A 23,822-nucleotide genomic window follows, 5' to 3' on the forward strand; every position below is an offset into this window, starting at 1 on the left:
GGTCAGAGCACGAGCACGAGCACGAATGTTGGTGTTCTTGAGCATTGACTAAGGGACCTCTTCGGTAGCGCGGATATCGCCCGGATGCCTTCGGCAGACTGGTGTTTCCAGCAACAAACGCCGTGATCCGAAGACCGCGGCGCCGAGCAACGAAAGCAATTCTTAGCGACCGCAAAAACCCCTGGCAAAGGTGTGGCGTACTATCCCCAGTAGTCGCAACGGGCAGGGCAAAGTGGGACAAATGCGCTATCTGCCCGCTCACGGAGACCGCACTTACGCCCTAAGCGCCTTCGTATGTGACCTGCACCCTGTGCGGGCCCTCACATGAGGAGCGAGCGAATGTCACACCGAGTCGCGAACGCAAACTCCCTGTAGGCATTTTCCCGATTGGACCCCACGCTGCAATCACAACCGGCACGGTGCGGACCCAACACCCCCCTAGGCATCTCGGGCGGCATAAAGATCCACGATGAGCACTCCTCCGTCGCCTCCGGTCACGGAGCCCGACCCGTCCACGCTGATCTGTCCCGGTGACCGGGTCGGTGTCTGCGCCAGGTGCCGGCGCAACACGCAGAAGTACGGCAGTGACGGCTGCCCGCTGTGGTCGGCGAGCAGGCGGGCGACAGCCCTGATGCAGGCGTGCGTGGTGCCGACGAATATCCCAAAGCCGGCTGCGATGCGGGCGAGGGTGTCGTGCCGGCGCAGGTACCCGAGAGCGGCGAGCGACGCGCTGGTGCGGCGGGAGTTTGCATCATCGGTCACCCTCGCGGGCGACGATGCGCATCGTGACCCATTCGACGAGGGCGTGGGGCAGGTCAAGTGCAGCAATATGGGGAACCCACGAGGCTCCACTGCCGATGGGTTGAGACTTCGAACACCTCCCGCAACGGCACGGGAGCCTCGTGCCGTTGCGGCCCACACCTCGACCTCACCGACGTCACCCGCTCGGTGACCACGCTGAGAAGGCTCAATCAGCTTCCGCCGGCCCACCGGCGGCCTGCCCAACACCACCACCGGCCACAACGGCTCCAGCACCGCTCCAGCACCGCCCACTGCTCACCAGAAAGATATAAACCTGACGAAGCGCCTACTCGAACAGTTCCTGGTGCTCGCCGAGGAGAAGCATTTCGGTCGTGCCGCGGAGCGCCTGTCCATAAGCCAGCCGCCGCTCAGCCAGTCGATCCAGCGTTTGGAGCGGGCCCTGAGGGTGCGGCTGTTCGAGCGGGGCCCGGGAGGAGTATCCCTGACCCCGGCGGGCGCAGCCTTCGCCGTGGACGCCCGGCGCCTTCTGTACACGCAGTCTGCGGCCATCGAGCGGGTCCGGCGGGTCGCAGGGGGCCTGGAAGGAGACATCCGGCTGGGGTACGTGAGCATGCTCAGCAATTTCCCCGCATTCCTGCGAGCCGCGGCCGAGGAACTGCCGGGCTTGCGCATTCACCTGTACCAGGATTCGACGGCTGCCGTCGCTGAGATGGTCCGTTCCGGCGCACTGGACCTGGGGTTCCTGCGCGACCTCTCACCGTTGTCGGACTCGGCCGAACTGGTCAGCCAGGAAGTCGCCGTCGAGCGCATCGCCGCCGCACTACCGCACGATCACCGCTTGGCCGGCGCCGACGAGATCGGCCTGGACGAGTTGCGCGACGACGATTTCGTGCCCCCCGACGCCGACGCACTGCCGGACCTGGCCCGGCAGGTGCGACAGGCCTGTCATGAGGCGGGATTCATGCCCCGCAGCCGTGCGGTGGCCGACAACGTCACCGGGCTGGTCAGCTACGTCGCCTCCGGACTGTGCGTCAGCCTCATGCCGGAACGGCTCCGTGACATCCTCAGCCTCGAAATCGCCTTCGTCGGGCTGCACGGGCAGTCGCCCCGGCTGGACACCACCGTGGTCGCCGTACGCCGCCCGGAAGCGGACGCGGCCGTACTCCGCCTGCTGGAGCTGCTGCCACCCGGCAATTCCGGGTGACGGGAGGTCAGGGGGCTGTGGCCACGGAACTGCGGGAATTCCGCTCGTCGCCCTGGTCACCGGTCCGCGCTCGCCCACTCCCCCGATCCCCCGAGCCACGCCGCCTCTGCCGACGGCCGGTGCTTCATCCCCCAGGTCGTCGATGTTGCGCCCGTCGGCTCCTTCTCTGAAAAATCCATGCTAGTGAGATATGGTTTTTGACACGAGGTGAGTGGCGCGAGATCGACCTTGGGCCGAGGGCCGGAGATGGCCGCAGGCGCCGTCGCCCGCGCGGGCAGTTTGCCGGTTTCCTCGCGGATCGCGCCGAGAGGCTGGGCGAATCCCCCGTGACCGGAATCCGGGTGGAGCGCCCCATGCGCTGAGAGCACAAAGGGTGTCCACCGTGAAGTCCGGCGCCAGGGTGAAAACGCGGCCGTCGAATGGTGCACCAGCGCGGCTGCGTCAGCGAGGAGACAGCCATGAACACGGAGCCGACCAGGTGGAATCCTGACGTTGAGCGGTGGGAGACGACCTCCAGGGGCCGTGCCGTGCTGACCGATCCCCGGCTGAACAAGGGCACCGCCTTTACCGAGAAAGAACGACAGGCGCTCGATCTCGTCGGGCTGATCCCTCCGCACGTACTCACGCTGGAGCAACAATCCTCGCGCGCGTACGCGCAATTCCTGGCACAGCCGGACGACCTGGCCAAGAACGTCAATCTGGCCGCCCTCCAGGACCGCAACGCGGTCCTGTTCTATCGGCTGGTGAGCGACCACCTGGACGAGATGCTGCCGATTGTCTACACGCCCACTGTCGGCACTGCGATCCAGCGCTACAGCTACGAGTACCGACGCCCCCGAGGGGTCTACCTGTCGGTCGACGCGCCCAAGGACGTCGAACGCGCCCTGCGCGCCACCGGACGGGGACCGGACGACGTCGACCTCATCGTCGCCACGGACGGTGAGGCGATCCTGGGCATCGGTGACTGGGGCGTGGGCGGCATCAACATCTCGGTGGGCAAGCTCGCGGTGTACACCGCCGCGGGCGGTATCCATCCCTCCCGCACCATTCCCGTCGTGCTCGACGTGGGTACCAACCGCAAGGAACTGATGGAGGACCCTCTCTACCTCGGCAATCGTCACCCCAGAGTCGACCGGGAGACCTACGACGCCTTCATCGAGACCTACGTCGAGACGGCCAATCGGCTCTTCCCCAACGCCGTGCTGCACTGGGAGGACTTCGGGCCGGACAACGCGCGGCGCATCCTTGCGCGTTATCGCGACCGGTACCTGACCTTCAACGACGACGTCCAGGGCACGGGAGCGGTGAACCTGGCGGCAGTGCTGTCCGGGGTGCGAGCCAGCGACACGCCGCTGCGCGACCACCGCGTGGTGATCTTCGGCGCGGGCACGGCAGGCATCGGGGTCGCCGACCAACTGCGCGACGCGCTGATCTCCGCCGGGCTGACCCCCGGCGAGGCCACCCGACGGTTCTGGTGCGTCGGCCGACACGGCCTGCTGACCGAGGACATGGCAGTGCGCGACTTCCAGGCCCCCTACGCCCGTCCGGCTGACGAGGTGGCCGACTGGTCACGCGACGCAGACGTCGGCGGGATTCCTCTGGCTGAGGTCGTGCACCGGGTCCGACCGACCATCCTCATCGGCACCTCCGGCCAGGGCGGTGCCTTCACGGAGCCCATCATCCGTGACATGGCCGCCTCCGTCGCCCGGCCGATCATCCTTCCCATGTCCAACCCCACGTCGCTCGCCGAGGCGACACCTGCCCAACTGCTCGGCTGGACCGACGGCGGGGCCCTGGTCGCCACCGGCAGTCCCTTCGCCCCCGTGACCCACGGTGGGATCACCTACCAGATCGGGCAGGCCAACAACGCGTTCATCTTCCCCGGTCTCAGCCTCGGCACCATCGTGGCTCGGGCCACCCGCATGACCGACGGCATGCTCAAAGCCGCGGCCGACGCGGTCGCCGAGCAGGTCGGCTCCACCGCTCCCGGTGCGGCACTCCTCCCGCCCACTCAGCAGTTGAGGGAGACCTCCGCCGCCGTCGCCACGGCCGTCGCCCAAGCCGCAGCCTACGACGGGGTGGCGCGCGCCACCGTCGGCGACGACATCGGAACCCGGGTCCGCGCTGCCATGTGGCGGCCCGACTACCACCCCGTACACGCCATCTGACCGGATGTCCGAGGAACAGGTCATGGCCGGAGCGTCTCTGCATTGGAGTGTCCATGTGGCGCCGTCGATCCCCACCGAAATCTCGGACCTGCCGCCCGACCTGCCAAGACGTATGTGGTCGCCGATCACTGCGACGCTGATCGCAGGCGAGCGCGACGCGGTGCTAGTGGACGCGCTGATGACCACCGAACAGGCCGGCCGTCTGGCGGACTGGGTGGCAGCGAGCGGCAAGAACCTCACCACGGTCTATGTGACGTACGGACACGGCGACCACTGGTTCGGGCTGGGCACCGTACTCGAACGTTTCCCGCGTGCTCGCGCCGTCGTCACCCCGGAAGCGGTGGCGCAGATGCGGAAACAGATGGCACCTGGAGTTCGTCTCGTCCTACTGGAACACGCGCTTTCCCGGCCAGATCCCCGACAGACTCGTCGCGGCCGAACCGCTGATCGGCGACCGGCTGGAGTTGGAGGGCAACGACCTGGTCGTGGTGGCGCTCGGGCACACCGACACCGACGACAGACACCACCTGTCTGCAGGCGCCTTCCCTCGGCCTGGTGGTGGCCGGTGACGCCGTCTACAACGTTGTCCACCTGTACCTCGCGGAATCGCCTAGACCCCCGGGTGGTCATCGCGGGCCACAAGCGCCCCGATCGGCCCGACGAGCCGGGGACCATCGTGGAAACTCGGCAGTACATCCATGACTTCGAAATGGTCGTTGAAAGCGCCACCACTGCCCTCGAGGTCTATCAGGACATGTTGAACCTCCACCCGTCCCGCATCAACCAAGGCGCGCTCTGGGAATCGGCCAGGTCCGCCAAGGGCTCCTGATAGCGCGGCTCCACGAAGTCGCCGCCGCTGTGCGATATATCTCCTGCGTCAAAGAGGAGCAAAGGGTATGACATCTCATCACCTAACCAGGTGACGACGTTCACGGGAGTCCGAGAATGAAAGCTATCCGGTTTGCTCGACATGGCGAGCCGGCGGCAGTCCTTGCCGTCGAAGACGTACCTCTTCCGGAGCCCGGAGAGGGGCAGGTGAGGGTGCGTATCCTGGAAACGCCGGTGAACCCGTCCGATCTTCTCTACGTTCGGGGATACTACGCGGGCGTACAAGCACAGTTCCCGGCGCAGGCTGGATTCGAAGGCGTCGGAATTATCGATGCGGTGGGGCCGGGGGTGAAGGAAGTCTCCGCGGGGCAGCGAGTATCGGTCATCAATGGATCCGGGGGAAACTGGGCAGAATATTCTGTCGCTCCTGCCAATGAACTGTTCGCCGTCCCCGACGACCTCCCTGATGAGCAGGTGGCGTCCTTCTTCATCAATCCGGCCTCTGCCATTCTCATGGTCCGCCATGTACTGGCAGTCCCTCAGGGAGAGTGGCTGCTCCAGTCGGCGGCGGGGTCGGAGCTGGGACGTATGATCATCAGGCTGGCCAAACGCGATGGAATCCGTACCGTGAACATCGTCCGCAGGCGCGAATCGGCGGAAGAACTGGAACGTCTCGGCGCCGATGTCGTCATCGTCTCCAGTGACGGGCCCATCGACGAGCAAGTGCGCAAATTGATCGACCCGCAGGGCGTCAAGTACGCCATCGACCCTGTAGTGGGAGAAACCGGAACCCAGATCTTCAAGGCACTTCACGAGGATGGAAAAATGCTCGTGTACGGCTCCCTGACAGGCGAGCCGATCCGTGTCGGTGACGATCCGCGTTACATCCTGGCCGGGCGTCGAACCCTGGAAGTCTACTGGCTCGGGTACTGGTTCCCCAGACTCACGGACGCGCAACGACAGCAGCTGGGTCAGGACATCGTAGACCTTATGCGTGAGGGGATCGTCGAAACATCTCCCGGGCGCAAGTTCTCTCTCGACGAGATCGCGGACGCCGTGACCCACGCAGAGCAGAAGGGCCGAAAAGGGAAGGTGTTCCTTGCTCCGGGGGCGAAGTAGTCCTTGCCACCGATGCCCGCGGTCCCTGCCGGGGAGCCCGAGGTCACCCCGCGCCTGCGGGCATCACGACGTCGGCAGACAGCGTGCTTCTGCTTCGCCGGGAGGTATGACGTGAGGAAGCTGCGTTATGACGTACTCGTTTCCGACGGGATCCGCCGCCAGAGGAGCATGCGCCTGCCCGACGGGAGCCCGATCATCTCCTCGCCCCTGGCATCCACTCTGATCCTCGGTGAGACGGAAGCAGTACTTGTCGACCCACCGTTCACCCAGGAACAGGTCCACAACGTCGGCGACTGGATCGAAAGCCACGGGAAGCGACTGGCATACATTTATGCCACGCACGGTCACGGTGATCACTGGTTCGGCACCGATCTGCTGTTGCAGCGGTTCCCCGGCGCAGTGCCGTACGCGACCGAGGGGACGATCGGGCTGATGAGGAAGCAAGCGGGCGAGCGGAAGCAGACATGGGACGTTGATTTCCCAGGGCTCATCCCGGACAGTCCGGTGGATTACCACGTCATGCCGGCCGAGGGATTCGAGATGGAGGGCCATCGCTTCCGGGCGGTAGAAGTCGGTCACACGGACACCGACGACACCACCGTCCTGCACGCTCCGTCGATCGACCTCGTGGTGGCCGGTGATGTCGCCTACAACGGGGTGCATCAGTATTTGCTGGAGAGTCCTGGAGGAGGGATCGAGAAGTGGCTCACCGCGCTTGACACCGTATCCGCGCTGCACCCGAGTGCGGTCGTCGCGGGCCACAAGAACAGAGACCTTCCGGACGGCCCGGAAATTCTTGAGCAGACCCGCAGATATCTGCTGGATGCGCAGCGCTTGCTGGCCCTCGAACCAACTCCGTCCGAATTCTACGATCAGATGGTGCAGCTCTACCCGGATCGACTCAACCCGGGCCCGGTCTGGTACAGCGCGCTCGCGCTGCTGTCCGACCAGCCCGCATAGCCTCTGCCGTCGAGCACGGTGTGGCCTCTCAGGCAAGGCCGGCGGCTCGAGCCGGATGTGACCGCTGATGCGCACTCCCCCGACGAAAGGTAACCAGGTGGACGGCATCCGTAGTGGCAGTGTCCTCGCTGAGGTCACGCACTGGTTTTTCGAGGACTATCTGCCCACCTGGGTAGGAGTGGCAAGCGGCGCGATCCGTCGTGGGCCGGATTTCATCCTCGACTACTGGTCCGCGCCGCTGCACATCAGCACCCCTACCGCACAGGAGTGGCTGCTCGACAATGATGCTGTCACTGACTCGCTGGAGCGCAGCCAAAGGGAGTTGCGGGCGCAGAACTACTCCTATACGGCTGTTCCGGATCGCAAGGTGAAGGTCTATCACGCCGCCGGCGCGGCCATTGAGGCCATCTGGTCACGGTGCCGCGCGGACAACAGTGAGATCGAACGTCTTGCCGCTCATTTCGAAGCTGCTCGCGGCTCTGCGGGCTGGCGGGTGGTGGGCATTCAGTTCGTACCCACGACGGAGGATTCATTGGACGCGGCTTGGCGATCAGTGAGCTGAGGAGGCGGCCGTAGGGCGCAGCCGCCCGGAAGGAGGGCGGCAGGGTGAGTCATTCCGACCGGTCACAGCAGGACCGGCGCCACAGCGGTCTGCTGCGGCGTCCGGACGACAAGATCCTCACCGACTTCGTGACCACGTCGATGACCGAAGGGTGAACGGCTCATGAGCTACCAGGAAGCATTCATTCCTGCTGAAGGCGGCATATCGCTGCACGCTTGGATATTCCGCCCGCCAACCGGCAATGGCCCGTTTCCGGCGATCACGATGGCACATGGCTTCGGCGGCGTGAAGTACCGCGGCCTGCAAGGGTATGCGGAACGCTTCAGCCAGGCAGGTTTCGTCGTTCTTGTCCATGACCACCGTGGGTTCGGTCTCAGCGGTGGCGAGCCCCGTGGCGACATCGACCCGTGGCAGCAGATCACCGACTGGCGGCGGGCGATCTCGTTCTTGGAGAGCCTTGACGACGTCGATGCCGGCCGACTCGGAATCTGGGGTTCAAGCTACGCCGGCGGCCACACGATCATCCTGGCAGCCACCGATCGGCGCATCCGGGCGGCAGTCGCGCAGATTCCGACCATCAGCGGCTACGAGCAGGGCCTACGGCGCGTGCCCGCCGACCGCAAGCAGGCACTGGAGGAACTGTTCGACGACGACGAACGCGCTCAACTGGCGGGCAAGCAACCCGCGTATCAGCTCCTCAACAGCCTCGATCCGAACGTCCGGGCTGCCTACCATTCCCGGGGCATGGCGGAGTCCGACGCTCACTTCTCGCTCCCGCCGTCGGTCGAAGAACCGAAGTACGTCACGCTGCGGTCCACGCGCAAAGCGCAGATGTACGAGCCGGGGGCCTGGGTCGCTCGGGTGTCACCGACGCCGTTGTTGATGGTCGTGGGGAGGACGGACACGGTCACCCCCAGCGATCTCGCGCTCGCCGCGTACGAGCGCGCCCTGGAGCCCAAGGGCTTGGCGATGTTCACCGGGGATCACTTCGACTCCTACGTGGCAGCTTTCGAGCCGACCAGTGAAGCCGCCACCGAGTGGTTCTGCGAGCATCTCTCCGAACCCGGGTGAGGCCGGGAGGGCGCCTCCCGGGCGGAGCCTGACCAGACGGGAGAGGTCGCGCCGCTGCCGCCGCTCCGGGGCCGGCACGGGGTGGCCCGGCCGCGGCTGCGACGGCGCGGAGCGGGCAGCATAGGCGTCATCCAGTCGCATATGTTGCATCCCGAGGGCCTGTCCGGCAGCGTTCCCACCCTCGACCGGACCTCCTGCCCTGCACAGCAAAGGAGGTCTGCCTGCACCTGACGCTTCACACGTTGTACAAGATTTGACGAAAAGGCGTATGCTTATGTCGCTAAAGAGTATACGGACTGCAGGAAGTGATCCACATGAGCTGGTCGGCGACGGGTCGGTACGAGACTGAGCCAGCCCCGGCGGGGCTCGCTTTTGTGCAGGACTTCATGAACACCATCTCCGCCGGCAAGCCCCGCACGAAGGATCTCCTCGCCGACCTCGGCGACGCCCAAGCCTGGCTTGATCAGGCGCTGGAACAGTGGGGCGAGGTCACCGGCACCCCCATGGCCGGGATCGAGCTCGAAGCTCACGATCAGGAAGAGCTTCGAGGTTTCCGTGATGATCTGCGCCAGGCTGCGGCCCGGGGTAACGACGACGCGCTTCCCCCCTTGCACACCGCGGCCACAGCGATACAGCTCAGCGGGGACGGGCAGGTCCGTTTGGAGCCGCGCGGCACCGGCTGGCGGCGAGTGGCGGCCCTGGCCCTGATCGAGGTCTTCCTGGCCCAGCAGACAGGGACCTGGCCGCGGCTGAAAATGTGCCGCAACGACCGGTGCGGAACGATGTTCTTCGACAGGTCACGCAACAACAGCGGGGTCTGGCACAACGTGAAGATCTGCGGCAACGCGGCGAATCTGCGAGCCTACCGGGCGCGCCAGCGGGCCCAGAGGATCTAGGGGCCCCTAGGGCTCCGTCGGCTCGCCGGCCGACGAGCGGTGCGCGGGGCTGTCCACAGCGACCCACAGTGGGCAGCCCCGCGTCCACGAAGTGTCCGCCTCACACGGGGCGGGCGTTCTCGATTCGGTTCTGGTGCACACGAAGCTGCATCGTGCTCAGCTCCAGCAACGGAACAGCGAGCCCGAACCCCTGAGCACGGGACACCAGGTCTCCAAGGATCTGCTCGACCTCGGCACTACGGCCGGACGTCACATCGCGGTAGAGGGACGAGGTGGTCGACGAGCCTGCTTCCGTGACGGTCGCCAGTGTCTGTTGCAGGGCCGGGGCCGGGACAGGGTGCCCGGCGGTGGCCGCGACGGAGGCGCACTCGTCGACCACGCCTTCGGCGAATGCGGTTCCGCCGGGAACGGCAACGATCTCGCCGACCGCTCCCCGCATCAGGCAGGTCACTGCTCCGACCGCGGCGATGAAGACCCACTTGGCCCACATCTCCGAGTCGATGTCCTCGGACAGACCGGTCGAGAACCCGGTATCGCTCAGTGAGCGGTGCAGCTCCCCGAGCCGCGCCGGGGCCGAATCGGCTCGAGCGCCGTAGCGCAGGCTCTGGATGTCGGCCAGCCGGACGATCTCACCGTCGGCGTTCAGGGTGGTCGCCACCTTGGCCACGCCGCCCAGTACCGCCTCGCCGCCGAACCGTGCGGCCAGGGCATCGATATGACGGATGCCGTTGAGGACGGGGATGATCAGGGAGTCCGCACCGACGGCGGGTGCCATGTCGTCGATGGCCTGCTCCAGGCCGGTGGCCTTGACCGACAGCAGGATCACATCGTACGGAGCGTCGATCTTCCCGGCCTGCGTCGTGTGGGCGGCGAGGACGGTCCGCTCCCCCAGGCCTACGATGCGCAGTCCGTGCCGAGCCAGGTGCTCCGCACGCTCGGCTCGTACCAGGAAGGTCACGTCCCGGCCGGCCTGGGCGAGCCGGGCCCCGAAGTAGCCCCCGGTCGCTCCGGCACCCACCACCAGGATCTTCATGAGCCACTGCTCCTCTCACGGCACGAGGGTGATGTGCCACGGTTCCGCCTCTTGCTATAAGCAATCACGCTACAGCCATTTCGTCCACGTTTTCCAATCTCCGCGTTCAGGGCCATGTCAGCAGGCCACTTTCCCTAGATTGACATAAGCGAAGATCCTTTGCTTATTTCCACAAGTTCGATGGTGGAGCACTGACATCGGCCTCTGGTCCGGCGCCGCCCGCTCGGCCCGGCCGGTTGCGAAGACCGTACGGCTGCATCGTGCTGACCAAGGACGACCAAGGACGACAACGAGCTGCCAGCACCGGTGCTGATGCGGCCTACGCGTTCTCCCGCAAGGACTACGTACGCCACGGGATCTCGTCCGGGCACCCCCGCCAAGCATGATCACCAGATACGGCCTGTTCAGCCGCGGACCGTCAGCTACAGAGAGGATCGCCCCATGCCCATGATCGACGTTTACGTGTCCAAGGGGACCGTCAAGGACCGGAAGAAGCTCGCCCAGGAACTCGCGCAGGCGATCATGCGCTGGGAGAAGGTTCCCGTCATTCCGTTCTTCACCGACAACACGGCTGCCTTCGTCCATGAGCTGGATGCCGATGGTTTCTCCACCGCGGGTGGCAGTGCCGACCACGTACGCGTCACCGTGACCACCAACGCCGGCGCGCTCAACAGGGAGCAGCAGCTCGGCGTGGTCAAGGAGATCTCCGATCTGGTGGCCGCGGCAGCGGGAGACCCGCCTCTCGCCGAGCGCACCTGGGTCACCCTGACCGAAGCGGTGCCCGGCGGCTGGGGCATCGGTGGCCACGCCTACACGAACGACGAGATCGTCCAGCACGTGCGGGATCTGCTCGGCAGGAGTTGAGCGCGGGCGGCCGGATCGCTGACGGACCGCGGCTCGCCGCGCGCGACGTCCTCCTCGCTCGCCCCGACACCGTCGACAGGATCCTCCTGAAGGCTGTCGGCCGAGTCGGCCGGCCGTCGAACTGCCGTTTCGTGGAGGCGTCGCAAACGCCTCCACGAAGGCGTGGCTTGCTCCGAGGGATGCGGCACGGCGCGCCGTCACATCAGGTGAGGGTCACGGCGTTCGGCCAGGTCACGGCGCGAACGGATACCCAGTTTCCGGAACACCTTCCGCAGGTGGTAGTCGACCGTGTGGACGCTCAGGAACAGCTGGGAGGCGATCTCGGCATTGGTGGCTCCCCCGGCCGCCAGGTGGGCGACCCGGGCCTCCTGCGGCGTGAGATCGCTCCGGTGGTCGGGCTCGTGGTGGGACTCGACCGGGTCGCCGGCCGCGGACAGCTCCTGTGCCGTGCGTGCCGCGAAGGCGTAGGCCCCCATGCCGTCGAACAGCTCATGGGCGACGCGCAGATGGTGGCGCGCCTCTTTGGTCCGGCGCTCACGGCGCAACCATTCTCCGTAGACCTGATGGCTGCGTGCCCGGCGAGCGGGACCGCGCGCGGACTCGTGACGGGCGATGGCCTCCTGGTAGTGGGTCTCCGGATCGCCAGCGGCCAGAAGGGCACGGGCACGGGCCAGGTCACCGCGCGTCCCGGGAACAGGCGCGGCGTCGGCGAGGTCGGTCAGCCGGGCGAGCAGCGCCCGGGCTTCGTCGTCCTTGCCGCTGCGTACTGCCGCCTCGACCACGTCGGCGAGGGCGAACTTGACCTGGAGAGAGTCGTCGATCCGGCCGGCCAGGGCGGTGTACGCCTCCTGGTAGCGCCCCTCGCCGAGTGCGAGGACGCAGCGCGCGTAGTCCCGGAAGATCAGTTGGTATCCCTGTCCGGTGCGTGCCGCCTGCTGGGTCACCCGCTCGGAGAGCTGGTCCGCGAGGTCGCTCTGTCCGCGCCAGGCGGCGACCAGGAGAGCTCCCAGGTGGAATTCCGAGCCGCGTGCCTCCTCCAGGGCGGCACGCTGGTCAAACTGCCGTTCGCATTCGGCGAGGCGTCCCGCGATCATCTCCGCGGCCGCCGTGTGGCTCAGCGCCAGCGCCATGGGAATGACGGCTCCTTGGTGCCGGGCCTCCGCCTCCATGCGCCAGGCCAACTCGTGCAAGGTGTTGTCGTCTCCGAGCATCGTGGCATGCGAGCATGCCGCCGCCAGCCACTGGAAGAACTCCGGCGCGACGGGCTCCTCGGTCCGGACGACGGCGACGGCGTGCCGCAGCTTGGGGGCGGCGGCCTTCAGTCCTTCGAGGTGAAGTGCGGTGTCCGCGTCGAGCACGGCGTCTCCGGTGGTGGGTGTCACCACCGAGGGGAGCCGCAGGGCGCGGGCCGCTTCCGCAACGGCGCGACGCGTCGCCCCGCGCGGTGCGAGTGAGCCGCTGATCTGTGCCTGGACCAGCGCTTCCACCAGGACGTCCCGGGCCAGGCGGGTATCAGTCGCCCCCAGGTCGCGGGCAGCCGCCAGGAGGGCCAGGGTGGCGGCCGCCGGGTCCCCCGTGAGGCGGTGGACACGTGCCTGGACACGCTGCACCAGCCCGTTGTAGTGACGGTCGTCCCGATAGACGGCGGCCTCGTCGAGCAGGTCCTGGGCACGGCCGGGCAAGCCGGAGACGGCGCCGGCCTCGGCCGCACCCAGAAGACGGCGCGCACGCGTGGTCCCCGGCGCGGACAGGGCCGCCGCGCGAGCCAGAAGCGTGGAGCCCGCTGCCCAGCCTCCGCCGGCGAGGCTGCGCTCCGCGGCGCGCTCCAGTTCGAGCGCGACCGTCTCGTCCGGATCGGTGGCCGCGGCGGAAAGGTGCCAGGCGCGCAGATCCGGTGCTCCGAGGTCTTCGGCCACCGCCGCCAGAACCGAGTGCACCCTGGCACGCTGCGCGAGAGGAACACCGTAGTAGACGGCGGAGCGAATGAGGGGATGACGGAATCCGACACGATTCCTGATGGTGAGGAGGTTCCGCTCCTCGGCCGCCGCTGCGGCGTTCGCGTCGAAGCCCAGCCGGGTGGCGGCACGCCAGAGCACATTGGGGTCACCGGTCGCATCGGCGGCAGCCACGAGCAACAGGGTCCGCGTCTGCGGCGGCAGCATCAGCACCTCACGGAGGTAGGTGCGCTCCAACGCCTGCCCCACGGGCACCGGCTCGGGCAGCGGGGCCTGGCCCTTGAGCTGGTCCGTGCTCAGTTCCCTGGCCGCCTCGATCAGGGCCAGCGGGTTGCCGCCGGTCGACGCGACGATCCTGGCGCAGACATCGGAGTCGACAGCTCCGGATGTCACCGCCTCCAGCAGCAGCGTCGCCGACTCAAGCGGCAGACTCGGCACGGACAGCGTCGGCAGGCCGGCGAAGCGGTCCCGGCCATCGAGCGCGTCGCGCACCGCGAAGACCATCGCGACGGAATCGGCGTACAGCCGTCGCGCGACGAAGGAGAGCGCTTCGGCGGACTCCTGGTCCAGCCAGTGGGCGTCGTCCACCAGGCACAGCAGTGGGCGCGTGCCGGGACGGGCCGCAAGGAGCCCCAGAGCCGCCAGGGCGACGAGGAACCGGTCCGGCGCGGAGGTCTGCTCCTGCAGGCCGAGGACGCGGGCGAGCGCGTCACGCTGGGGTGGAGGGAGTTGTTCAAGCTGTGCCACATACGGCCTGAGCAGTTGATGGAGGGCGGCGAATCCGAGTTCGGCCTCGGACTCCACCGCGTCGAAGCGCATGACCTCGAACTCCTGGGTCGCCGCCAGGGCCTCGACGTGGTCCAGCAGGGCGCTTTTCCCGGCCCCCGGCGCACCTCGCAACACCAGAACTCCGCTCATGCCCTTACAGGCATGAGCAAGAACATCGCGCAACCGGCCGCATTCCTCGTCACGGCCGAACAAACCACCCATCCGACAACCCTAAACGTTCAGCGGCCCTCGGAACCGGGAGGGCGACGCCACCGACGCCTCTCTGGCGCGGTGGCCCAAACCTCCGCCTCTCGCTCGCGGTTGCGGATCGTCCGCCTGGTCACGGACAGCGGGGTGATCTCGCTGCGGAGGCAGCGGTGCATCAGCCTGCCACGGGTGGTACGTCCCTCGTACGCCGGAGTGAGGTCCGTGGCCGTGACCGGGCGGTGGCCCGAGCGGGGATCGTCACGAAGTACGTCCCGAACGGCTGCGGCGGGAACGGGAGATCAGCCACATCAGATACGGCGCTCCCACAACGGCGGTGAGTACGCCCACGGGCAGCTCCAGGGGGGAGAAGAGTCGGCGGGCCAGCAGATCCGCGACCACGACGACGAGCGCGCCGGTCAGTGCCGAGGACAGCAGCGGGATCTGGGGAGCGCGGGTGAGCCGGCGGGCCAGTTGCGGGGCGAGCAGGGCGACGAAGCCGATCGGCCCCGAGGCGCCGGTCGCCACCGAGGCCAGGACGACACCGAGGGCGGTCAGACCGAGCCGGACCCGGTTCAGCCGTACGCCGAGGGCCGTGGCGGTCTGGTCGTCGAACGAGACGACGCGTTGGGCCCGGACCGCCCAGAGCAGCGCCGGCACCGCCAGCAGCAGCACGAGGGCGAGCGGCCTGGCCTGGTCGTAGCCCCGGCTGTTGAGCGAGCCGGTGAGCCAGACCTTGGCCTGCTGGGCCACGAGGACATCCCCCTTGGTCAGCAGCAGCTGGATCAGCGAGCTGAGCGCGACCGACACCGCGATCCCCACCAGCACGAAGCGTGAGGCGTGCAGACCGCGCCGCCACGCGAAGACGTACACCAGCAGGGCGGCCGCGAGGCCCCCGGCCACCGAGGCGTAGGGCAGCTGCTCGTAGCCCACCAGGTTGAAGCTGATCGCGGCCACGGTGGCGGCGCCCGCGCCCTGGGTGACGCCGATGACGTCGGGGCTGGCCAGCGGGTTGCGCGCCACGGTCTGGATCAGGGCGCCCGCCGTACCGAACGCGGCACCGCAGAGCAGGCCGACGACCAGGCGCGGCAAGCGCAGGGTGCCGACGACCAGTTGGTCCGGGCTGGGTCTGCCCAGCAGTACCCGGACCACCTGGTCCGGCGGGACGAATGACTCTCCGACGCACAGATAGAGCACCACCGCAGCCGTCAGCAGGACGGCGAGCCCGAACGCAACGGCGACCGACCTTCGGTGCACCAGGAGACTGACGGCTCCCGAGCGCCATACGTCGTAACCGTACGGGCGCACCGACGTGAGGCTGGTCCGTTCCGGCGCGCCGGGTTCGAGGGAGGTTGCGCGGCTCATGCGGCTGGCACCGCCCGTCGGCGGACCAGCGCGATCAGGAACGGGACGCCGATCAAGGCGGTCATCACAGCCACCGGCACCTCCGAGGGCGGGAAGACGATGCGGCCGAGGACGTCGGAGCCGAGGACCATCACGGGCCCGAGCAGCGCGGACAGGGGCAGCACCCAGCGATGCGAGGTGCCGACCAGCGCACGGGCGATGTGCGGAACCGCCAGTCCGGTGAAGCCGACGGGGCCGACCATGGCGACCGCGGAGCCGGTCAGCACCGTGGCGCCGAGGGCTCCGAGGCCGCGCGCCAGGACCACGTTGTGCCCGAGCCCCTTGGCGGTCTCGTCGCCCAGGGCGAGGGCATCCAGCGGTCGGGACAGGGCCAGCACCAGCAGCACTCCGGCGAGGAGGAAGGGTGCGGTCTCGACGGCGATGCCGCCGTCCCGTCCGCTGAGCGAACCCACCTGCCAGAACCGGAACTCGTCCAGGACACGGGCGTTGGTGGTGGCGATCGCGGACACGAGAGCCGCGAGGAAGGCGTTCATCGCCGCGCCCGCGAGGGCGAGTTTGACTGGTGAGGCGCCGCCTCGGCCGCCGCTGGCGACGGCGTAGACGCCCACCGCCGCCAGCGCGGCGCCCGCGAACGCGAACCAGACGTAGCCGTCGAGCGTGTGCACACCGAAGAACGCGATGGCGCACACCACGCCGATGGCCGCCCCCTGGCTCACGCCGAGGATGCCCGGCTCGGCGATCGGGTTGCGGGTGACTCCCTGCATCACCGTGCCCGCGAGCGCCAGGGCGACTCCGGCCAACAGGCCGACCATCGTGCGGGGCACCCGCAACGTCCGGACCACCTGGGCATCAGCGCTGGTGCCGCCGCGGACCAGGGCCTGGTACACGTCCACCGGCGCGATCGGCCGGCTGCCGACCGCGAGGCTCAGCAGGACGGCGACGAGCAGCAGGACCGCACCGGCCAGCAACCAGGCCGCACGGCGGCGGGTGGGTGGCGACATACGCCGTGCTCACTTTCGGTTCGTCGACAAGGGCCGGGTGCTGTACGGACCGGCGCCGGGGAGCGGACGGGGTCAGGACGCCAGGTACTTCCCGAGGTCGTCCAGCACCGCGTTGGCCGCGGTGACGCCCAGCCCCAGGTACCAGGTCTCGTCCGGGACGTCGTGCGCGTGGCCGTCCTTGACCGCCCTGAGGTTCTTCCAGAGCGGGTTGCCCTGGGCCTTGGCCATGTCGGTGGCGCTGGGGTCCCCGTAGACGCCGGTGAAGATGTAGTCGGCATCCGCCTGGTCGATGTTCTCGGCGCTGATCTCCGCGGCGAGGTCCTCGATGTCCCGGTTCTTGGGCCGCGGTACGCCGAGGTCCTTGAGGATGGTGCCGATGAAGGAGTCGTTGGCGTACAGCCGGATCACGCCGTCGGGCATGTAGCGGACCATCGAGACCGTGGGCTTCGGGTTGCCCAGCTTCCTGCTCAGCTCGGTGATGCGCTTCTGGTAGGCGGCGAGGTTCGCCTCCGCCTGTGCCGTCTTGTCCAGGGCCGCCGCGTTCAGACGGTAGTTCTCCTTCCAGGTGAAGCCGGGACGGATGGAGAACACGGTGGGCGCGATCTGGGACAACTCGTCATAGGAGTCGGCGGCGCGCAGTTGGCTGCCGAGGATGAGGTCGGGCTTGAGGGCCGCGATCGCCTCCAGGTTGAGGCTGCTGACGGTGCCGACGCTCTTGGCGAGCCCGCGCCCTTCAGGTACGGGGGCAGCTTCGGCGAGCCCTCGGTGAGGGCCACGCCGACGGGCTTGATGCCCAGTGAGACAACGTTGTCCAGTTCACCGACGTCCAGGACGACCACGCGCTTGGGCTGCGCCTTGATCATGGTGGTGCCCATCGCATGACGGATGGTGCGCGGCCACTGGCCGGGCTTGGCGTCGGTCCCGAACTCCGCGGTTCTCTTGGCCGCTGCGGCGAAGTCCTTGCCGCCCTTGGCCACCGACTTCGAGTCCTTGCCCGCGCCCTCGGCGGCCGTCGTGGCGGAAGAACCTCCGGCCGGGGCCGGTGAACCGCCGCATCCCGCAAGGAAGAGCGACGCGGCGACGGCAAGAACAACGACGACGGGACCTCGACGTCGAGAAGGCATGACTGACCCCACGAATTAGTTCACGATACAATAGTAAGGGAAGCCTTACCTTACATTTGTAGATCCTGGTCTACGCACGCAGGCAGCGGTATCGGGACAGCTGCCTGCCGCTGGGCCGTCAGGCCGCCGTACCCCTGTCGGAATTGCGGAAGGCGAGCACGGCGACATCGTCGTGGTAACCGGTCTCGAGTCGCAGGAGCAGACTGTCGCAGAAGGCGTCGAGGGGCTGGGCGGCCAGGGCGCTTGCGCGCTGTTGCAGGCGGGCCAGGCCACGGCCGATGTCCTCGCCGGGACGCTCGATCAGCCCATCGGTGTACAGAAGCACGGTGGCACCGGGTGGTACGACGACGTGCGCATCGGTCCTCTGGGGCGGCGGGTCCAGACCGAGGATCGGGGCATGCCCGTCTTCCAGCAGACGGGTGGTCCCGTCAGCGAGAGTGAGCAGGGGCGGCGGGTGCCCGGCGTTGGTCCACGACAGCGGCCAGCCGGCAGCGCTCGGGGTATGGAGTCTGGCGATGACGGCCGTCACCAGTTCGATGGAGGTCATCCCCTGCATGACGCGGTCCAGCCGGCACATCACCCCGGCCGGTGTGTCGCCGCTGTCGTAGGCCAGAGCCCGCAGCATGTTGCGCAGTTGCCCCATACGGACGGCCGCCGTGAGGTCGTGGCCGATGACATCACCGATCACGAGCATGGTCGATCGATCGGGCAGCGTGAAGGCGTCGTACCAGTCGCCGCCGACCTCGGCCCCGGCTCGGGCCGGGGAGTACCGATCTGACAACCAGACACCGCGAATCTCGGACAGGTCCGGCAGGAGAGAACGTTGGAGCTGCTCGGCGGTGTGGCGCTGGAAGGCGTACAGCCGGGCGTTCTCCAGCGCCAGCCCCGCACGGCGGCCGACATCGGTGACCAGTTGCTGCTCCTCCTCACCGAAGGGCACTCCGCGAGGGCGGATCAGGGTGAGTGCTCCGAGGGTCTCGCTGCGGGCCAGCAACGGGACGATGAGAACGCAACCGGCCTCCAGGACGCGGTACAGGTGCTCCTGGACGGCCGCCGGGGATCCCGCTTCCCGTCTGCCTGCCGGAGATCCCGGGCCCCCTGGGCCCACCGGCGACTCCGGATCCCGTGTGTGCCCGGGGGCCTCGAAGGCCACCGGGCCGGCACCGCGCAGGACCCGGGCCAGCGGGTCGGCCGAGTCGGCCAAGCCGAGGATCGACCCTTCTCCCCATACGCGAACGGCGCGGTCGGGGTCGCGGTGCGCGACGGCGATGCGCCGCACGCGGTCACCGTCCAGCAGATCCACCACACAGGCGTCGGCGAACTGCGCCACCATGCGACGGGACAGCCGGCGCAGAGCCTCCTCGGAGTCGAGGTCGAGGCTGCTGGCCAGGATGACACCGATGTCCGCCAGGAGACGCAGCCTCATGGACCCGGTGCTTTGCGGGGTGGGCTGGCCTGCGGATGGTGCGTGCTTCATCGCATTCATCGCTACGGCCTCGATTGCAGATCGCGAAGGTGGCGTGTCACCTCACTGCGCCGGGGCCCATGACGGGACGCACCTGCCCGCAGCCGACTCGCCCGGCGGCCCCGCACCACAGCGACCGTGTCCGCCACCGTGTACGGGCCAACGGAGGCGAAGCGGTAGGAGGGCGCCCGCCGGGCCTGCTGACGGTCGGCAGGGGGCGAGATGCGTCTGACGAAGTCGGCCGGTGATACCGGCTGGGGCGTACGGTCGCGATCCACGATCATCAGCGCTGCCTCCACCTGGTCGCGCACCCAGCGGCGCGGTCCGTCGGAGAGGCCGTCAGCGGCAGCGTGCACCGCGGTTGAAGGCGAGCCCTGTCGCCTCCCTGTCCATGGTGACCGTGGACCGGGCGAGCGTCAAAGCGACGGCGAGGGTCACTCCTCGGCAGCCCACCCCGGGACCGTCGGCAGCACCTTCTCGGCGACACGGAGCAGCACCGCGTCGTCCGGCACCCAGCCGTCCGCACGCCACAGGGACCCCTCGAAGGAGCTGCCCCTGTCCTTCGCGTCCTGCGCCACGGTGAGGACACGGGCCGGAACGACCGGGCCGCTGTGGCCGTCGCTCCCGTCGAGGCGGAAGCGGATGCTGATGGTGCGATCCGAGCAGAGGACCGCCGGGCGGCCCAGAACCGCCGGCTTCGCGCGCCGTCCCCCAGAAGCCCGGCGGATCCGGCCACCGGAAGACGGTCACCGAGCGCCGCCACCAGCACCACGGCCGCGACAGCCTGCCCCCGCTCGCCCGCGCCCTTCGTGGGCCGGTCTGTCCCGACTGCCAGGTCCCCCGCCTGCTGTGATCCCCCGATGCGTGCCGGGGGACCTTAACCCGTGATCATCAGGCGAACAACGCGATTTACTGTCACCACGGCGCCGACGCCGACCGGTGCGCCGACCCCGCGCGTCTACGGGGGTGACGGTCTGGGCGGTGACGGTCTGGGCTTGAGGGCACCTCAGGCCGCGACGACGCGGCGACTGCCCGCGGTGCTCTGGAAGCGGGCACGATACGTGGTCGGAGAGACACCCAGGGTGTGCTGAAAGGCCCGGCGCAGGGACTCCGAGGAACCGAATCCCGCCTGCTGCGCCACTTCCTCCACCGTGTCGCCGCCCTTCTCCAGGAGCACCTGGGCGGCTTCCATCCTCATGGACTCGACATACTGCCCAGGAGACATGCCGATCTCGGTACGGAAGAGCCGTCCCAGATGACGGGCGCTCACTCCCGCGACCGCAGCCAGGGAATCAAGGGTGTGCTCGGCCGAGGGGTCCGCGCCGACGTGATCCATGACGCGTCTGACCGCCGAGTGCCGAGGCTGCCCCGGAGCCAGTCGGGCGCTGAACTGCGCCTGTCCGCCGGGCCTGGCCATGAACACGACCAGTTGGCGGGCCACGTCGCGTGCCACGTCGGCTCCCCAGTCCTCCTCGACCAGGGAGAGCGCGAGGTCGATCCCGGCGGTGACCCCGGCCGACGTGACGACGTGGCCGTCGCGTACGAAGACGGGCTCCCTCTCCACCCGTACCCCCGGGAAGGCCACCGCCAGTTCCCGGGCGAGCTCCCAGTGCGTCGCCGCGCGGCGACCGTCCAGCAGCCCGGTCGCGGCGAGAACGAACGCTCCCGCACAGACGGAGGTCACCCTCTCGGCCCGACCGGCCAGGTGCGTGACCGTGTCCACCAGGTCCGTGTCGCCGACAGCGGCCCGCCAGTCCCGTCTCCCGGGTACCAGCAGGGTGCCGATCCGACGAGGAAGGGAGGAGAGCGAGCCGCTGACGCCGACCGTCAGTCCCGACGAGGTGACGACGTCGGCGCCGGTGGGCGAGACGACCCGGAGGTCGTAGTCCGCGCCGTAGCGATTGGCGGTCGTGAAGACCTCGACCGGGCCGGTGACATCGAGGAGTTGCACGGCGTCGAAGGCGACGACGGCCACTGTGTGACTGCGGCGGGACACCGGCAGCCCTACTCCTTCCACGGGGACTCGAGAATCGTACGAACGAAGTCGCCGCGCTGGAAGCCCGGCACGTAGTGCTCCAGAACGTCGGCCTTCACATTGCCGAACGTCGTCTCCGGCTTCGGGCGGATGCCGTCGGTGAACGCCTTCAGGATCTGGTGCTTGAAGTCGGGGCGGGGGTGAAGGGCCACGATCTCGGCCCGCTCCGCGTCCGGGATCGCGCTGTATCCGATGCCCAGGACGTCGTACTCCACCCCGGCGGTGACCAGGGCCACCTCCGGCTCCATGAACTCCGGGATCCCGGGCGTGGTGTGCAGGGCGATCGCCGTCCAGACCCGGCGGACGCTGTCCTCCGGGACCCCGTGCGCCTGCAGGAACCGCTTGGCTTCGTCGGCGCTGTCCACCTCGAAGCGGTGGCCGCTGTTGTGGAAGGTCTCGTTCAGGCCCACGTCGTGGAACATGGCGCCGAGGTAGAGCAACTCCGGATCGAAGCTCAGATCGCGATTGCGTCCCTGCAGGCTGCCGAAGAAGTACACCCGGCGGGAGTGGTGGTAGATGAGCTCGCTCGTGGTGTCGCGGATGAGCTCCGTCGCCTCCCGGGCCAGCTTGGTGCGCGGCACGTCCACGTTCGCCACCGTGTTGCCGTCGATCTCCATGGTGTCCGCCTTTCCTCCGTCTGCGGTCGCCGTCCGCTCGGCGATGACACCTCCAGCGTGACGCCGAGGGCCTTCGCCGCGCCATGGCGATCTGGACGTGCACCCCACAGATACCGACATGGCGGACGGAAGGCGGTCTCGGGTGCGGCTCAGTCGATGATCACCCCCGGGTTGAGCACCCCGTGCGGATCCAGTTCCCGCTTCGCCGCTTGGAGCACGCGGGCGAACAGCGCTGGGCGCTGCCGGTCGTACCAGGGACGGTGGTCGCGGCCCACGGCGTGATGGTGGGTGATCGTGCCACCGGCGTCCATGATCACGTCGGAGACGGCGGCCTTGATGTCGTCCCACTGGGCGACCTCGGACCCACGGCCCGCCGGCGCCAGCACCGTGTAGTAGACGGCCGCGCCGTCGGGATAGACGTGGGTGAGCCTGCGGTGCACGGAGGCCGTCCCGCACACCCCGGCGGCGGCCTGCTCGGCGGCTCGGTGCACCCGCTGGTCGAACTCCTCGAAGCGATCCCAGGTGACGGCGGTCTCGAAGGTCTCGACAAGGATGCCGGCGGCGACCATCACGTCCCGTAGGTACGGCCCTTGACGGAAGCTGTCCTTCCATTGCCCTTCGGGGCCAGTCGACCGGTGGACCTCCCCGCCGTCCGTCGGGTGCGGTCCGCTGACCCGAGGGGCCGCGAGCGGTGTCCCGCCGTGTCCGCGGGCACAGTCCAACGCCTGGGCGAGCAGCGCCTCCTGATCGGCATGGGCCGATTCGAATCCGACGATCAGCAGGGCGGAGCGGCCGTCGCCGACGCCGTTCAACCGGGCCTCGCCGGCGTCGAGCAGCCTGCAGTTGGCGGGCTGCAGTCCGGACCGCACGATGGCCCGGGCCGCCTGTGCGCCGTCGGCGAACGTGGGATGGCTCAGGCCTACGGACGCACGGAAGCGGGGGCGTTCCTGAACCCGGAGCCAGGCCTGCGTGACCACACCGAGGATCCCCTCGGACCCGATCAGCAGCCGGTCGGGGCTCGGTCCCGCACCGGAGGCGGGCACCCGGCGGCTCTCCCACAGCCCGGCGGGGGTGATCGCCCGCAGGGACTGCACGAAGTCGTCGAGATGGGTGCGTCCGGTGGCGTAGTGCCCGCCGGCGCGGGTGACGACGGAGCCGCCGACGGTGGCCAGTTCGTACGACTGCGGGTAGTGACGCAGGGTCAGTCCGTGCGGACGCAGCTGCGCGTCGGCGTGCGGCAGGGTGGCCCCGGCCTGGATGCGGGCCGATCCGGAGACCGAGTCCACGTCGAGCACACGGTCGAGACAGCCGAGATCGAGGGTGACGGTGCCCGCGTACCGGTCGTCCACCCGCGGCTCGACACCGCCGACGACACTGGTGCCCCCGCCGTAGGGAATGACGGCGACGCCGGCCTCTTGACACCAGTCGAGGACCGCCGTGATGTCGCTCTCGTCGCGTGGGCAGGCGACGAGGTCGGGTGGGTGCGGGAAGTCCCCGTGGAAGGCGCGCACCACGTCCCGGTAGGACTTTCCGTAGGCGTGGGAGGCGCGCTGGTAGGGGTCGGCCGTCACGATCCGGGCGAGGCTGCCTGGGATCGTCAGGCGTGGTGCGGGCAGGTCAAGATCGGCCACGGTCGGGGGTCTTCGGAGGTGCTCCGCGCCGAAGCCGAGTACCGAGCGGATCAGGTCGGCAGTCTTGTGCGCCTCGGCCGTCCCGGGCTGTTCGTCCTCGTACCCCCAGCCCCAGAACTTCCTGCGTCGTGCTTCGGTCATGTCGTCCGCCGCTCCCGGTCCGTCATCGGTGGTGCATGCCTCCTGGACG

Annotated in this window: 19 protein-coding genes and 3 pseudogenes; 11 read left to right on the forward strand and 11 right to left on the reverse strand. The window is 68.5% G+C overall.

Features of this window, described 5'->3' with window-relative positions; translation table 11 throughout:
* Window positions 1-597: 597 nt before the first annotated feature.
* Window positions 598-784: pseudogene (locus AB0L95_RS34190) on the reverse strand (transposase family protein); the annotation flags it as partial.
* 291 nt (window positions 785-1,075) lie between these two features.
* Here AB0L95_RS34190 and AB0L95_RS34195 point away from each other — a divergent pair.
* The 10 genes and pseudogenes from AB0L95_RS34195 to AB0L95_RS34240 all read left to right on the forward strand — a co-directional run bounded on the left by AB0L95_RS34195 (window position 1,076) and on the right by AB0L95_RS34240 (window position 9,570).
* Window positions 1,076-1,966 carry a LysR substrate-binding domain-containing protein gene (locus AB0L95_RS34195; protein ID WP_365168778.1) on the forward strand — a complete coding sequence of 297 codons (891 nt, stop codon included), beginning with the start codon at window positions 1,076-1,078 and terminating at the stop codon, window positions 1,964-1,966.
* A 458-nt stretch (window positions 1,967-2,424) separates the two neighbouring features.
* Window positions 2,425-4,134, forward strand: coding sequence for an NAD-dependent malic enzyme (locus tag AB0L95_RS34200; RefSeq protein WP_365168629.1), 1,710 nt, complete (start codon window positions 2,425-2,427; stop codon window positions 4,132-4,134).
* Between the two features lie 112 nt (window positions 4,135-4,246).
* A pseudogene (locus tag AB0L95_RS34205) lies at window positions 4,247-4,459 on the forward strand (MBL fold metallo-hydrolase); the annotation flags it as partial.
* Window positions 4,446-4,703: a hypothetical protein gene (locus AB0L95_RS34210; protein WP_365168784.1), complete on the forward strand. Its 258-nt coding sequence runs from the start codon at window positions 4,446-4,448 to the stop codon at window positions 4,701-4,703. The pseudogene AB0L95_RS34205 and the gene AB0L95_RS34210, both read left to right, overlap by 14 nt.
* Before the next feature lie 53 nt (window positions 4,704-4,756).
* Window positions 4,757-4,963, forward strand: coding sequence for a hypothetical protein (locus tag AB0L95_RS34215; RefSeq protein ID WP_365168787.1), 207 nt, complete (start codon window positions 4,757-4,759; stop codon window positions 4,961-4,963).
* A gap of 116 nt (window positions 4,964-5,079) precedes the next feature.
* Complete coding sequence (locus AB0L95_RS34220; protein WP_365168632.1) at window positions 5,080-6,081, forward strand: zinc-dependent alcohol dehydrogenase family protein; 1,002 nt, start codon at window positions 5,080-5,082, stop codon at window positions 6,079-6,081.
* A gap of 111 nt (window positions 6,082-6,192) precedes the next feature.
* Window positions 6,193-7,041, forward strand: a complete 849-nt coding sequence (locus AB0L95_RS34225) for an MBL fold metallo-hydrolase (protein ID WP_365168635.1) — start codon at window positions 6,193-6,195, stop codon at window positions 7,039-7,041.
* A gap of 97 nt (window positions 7,042-7,138) precedes the next feature.
* Window positions 7,139-7,603, forward strand: a complete 465-nt coding sequence (locus tag AB0L95_RS34230; protein ID WP_365168638.1) for a hypothetical protein — start codon at window positions 7,139-7,141, stop codon at window positions 7,601-7,603.
* A gap of 162 nt (window positions 7,604-7,765) precedes the next feature.
* A complete protein-coding gene (locus AB0L95_RS34235) occupies window positions 7,766-8,674 on the forward strand; it encodes an alpha/beta hydrolase (RefSeq protein WP_365168641.1) in 909 nt (302 codons plus the stop codon).
* A 386-nt stretch (window positions 8,675-9,060) separates the two neighbouring features.
* Window positions 9,061-9,570 (forward strand): CGNR zinc finger domain-containing protein, encoded by a 510-nt coding sequence (locus AB0L95_RS34240; protein WP_365168644.1) that lies wholly within the window; start codon window positions 9,061-9,063, stop codon window positions 9,568-9,570.
* A 100-nt stretch (window positions 9,571-9,670) separates the two neighbouring features.
* Here AB0L95_RS34240 and AB0L95_RS34245 read toward each other — a convergent pair whose 3' ends face one another.
* Window positions 9,671-10,603: a ketopantoate reductase family protein gene (locus AB0L95_RS34245; RefSeq protein WP_365168647.1), complete on the reverse strand. Its 933-nt coding sequence runs from the start codon at window positions 10,601-10,603 to the stop codon at window positions 9,671-9,673.
* A 447-nt stretch (window positions 10,604-11,050) separates the two neighbouring features.
* Here AB0L95_RS34245 and AB0L95_RS34250 point away from each other — a divergent pair, with 447 nt between their 5' ends.
* Window positions 11,051-11,467, forward strand: a complete 417-nt coding sequence (locus AB0L95_RS34250) for a hypothetical protein (RefSeq protein ID WP_365168650.1) — start codon at window positions 11,051-11,053, stop codon at window positions 11,465-11,467.
* A 197-nt stretch (window positions 11,468-11,664) separates the two neighbouring features.
* Here AB0L95_RS34250 and AB0L95_RS34255 read toward each other — a convergent pair whose 3' ends face one another.
* From AB0L95_RS34255 to AB0L95_RS34295, 9 genes and pseudogenes are all read right to left on the reverse strand, one after another.
* Entirely contained in the window at window positions 11,665-14,412 is a 2,748-nt protein-coding gene (locus AB0L95_RS34255; RefSeq protein WP_365168653.1) for an AAA family ATPase, read from the reverse strand.
* 243 nt (window positions 14,413-14,655) lie between these two features.
* Window positions 14,656-15,759, reverse strand: a complete 1,104-nt coding sequence (locus tag AB0L95_RS34260; RefSeq protein ID WP_365168656.1) for an iron chelate uptake ABC transporter family permease subunit — start codon at window positions 15,757-15,759, stop codon at window positions 14,656-14,658.
* Window positions 15,756-16,760, reverse strand: a complete 1,005-nt coding sequence (locus AB0L95_RS34265; protein ID WP_365168659.1) for an iron ABC transporter permease — start codon at window positions 16,758-16,760, stop codon at window positions 15,756-15,758. Before AB0L95_RS34265 ends, AB0L95_RS34260 begins: the two co-directional genes overlap by 4 nt.
* 72 nt (window positions 16,761-16,832) lie before the next feature.
* Window positions 16,833-17,884: pseudogene (locus AB0L95_RS34270) on the reverse strand (iron-siderophore ABC transporter substrate-binding protein).
* 118 nt (window positions 17,885-18,002) lie between these two features.
* On the reverse strand, window positions 18,003-19,310 hold the full coding sequence (locus tag AB0L95_RS34275; RefSeq protein ID WP_365168662.1) for a SpoIIE family protein phosphatase: 1,308 nt from the start codon (window positions 19,308-19,310) through the stop codon (window positions 18,003-18,005).
* A 473-nt stretch (window positions 19,311-19,783) separates the two neighbouring features.
* The gene (locus tag AB0L95_RS34280; RefSeq protein ID WP_365168664.1) at window positions 19,784-19,927 is read right to left on the reverse strand and encodes a hypothetical protein; all 144 of its coding nucleotides are present in this window, start codon (window positions 19,925-19,927) and stop codon (window positions 19,784-19,786) included.
* Window positions 19,928-20,355: 428 nt separating this feature from the next.
* On the reverse strand, window positions 20,356-21,345 hold the full coding sequence (locus AB0L95_RS34285; RefSeq protein WP_365168667.1) for a GlxA family transcriptional regulator: 990 nt from the start codon (window positions 21,343-21,345) through the stop codon (window positions 20,356-20,358).
* Window positions 21,346-21,353: 8 nt separating this feature from the next.
* Complete coding sequence (locus AB0L95_RS34290; protein WP_365168669.1) at window positions 21,354-22,001, reverse strand: HD domain-containing protein; 648 nt, start codon at window positions 21,999-22,001, stop codon at window positions 21,354-21,356.
* A gap of 149 nt (window positions 22,002-22,150) precedes the next feature.
* Entirely contained in the window at window positions 22,151-23,773 is a 1,623-nt protein-coding gene (locus tag AB0L95_RS34295; RefSeq protein ID WP_365168671.1) for an FAD-binding oxidoreductase, read from the reverse strand.
* Window positions 23,774-23,822 lie beyond the last annotated feature (49 nt).

This window comes from Streptomyces sp. NPDC052036 (genome assembly GCF_040680495.1).
Lineage (GTDB): Bacteria > Actinomycetota > Actinomycetes > Streptomycetales > Streptomycetaceae > Streptomyces.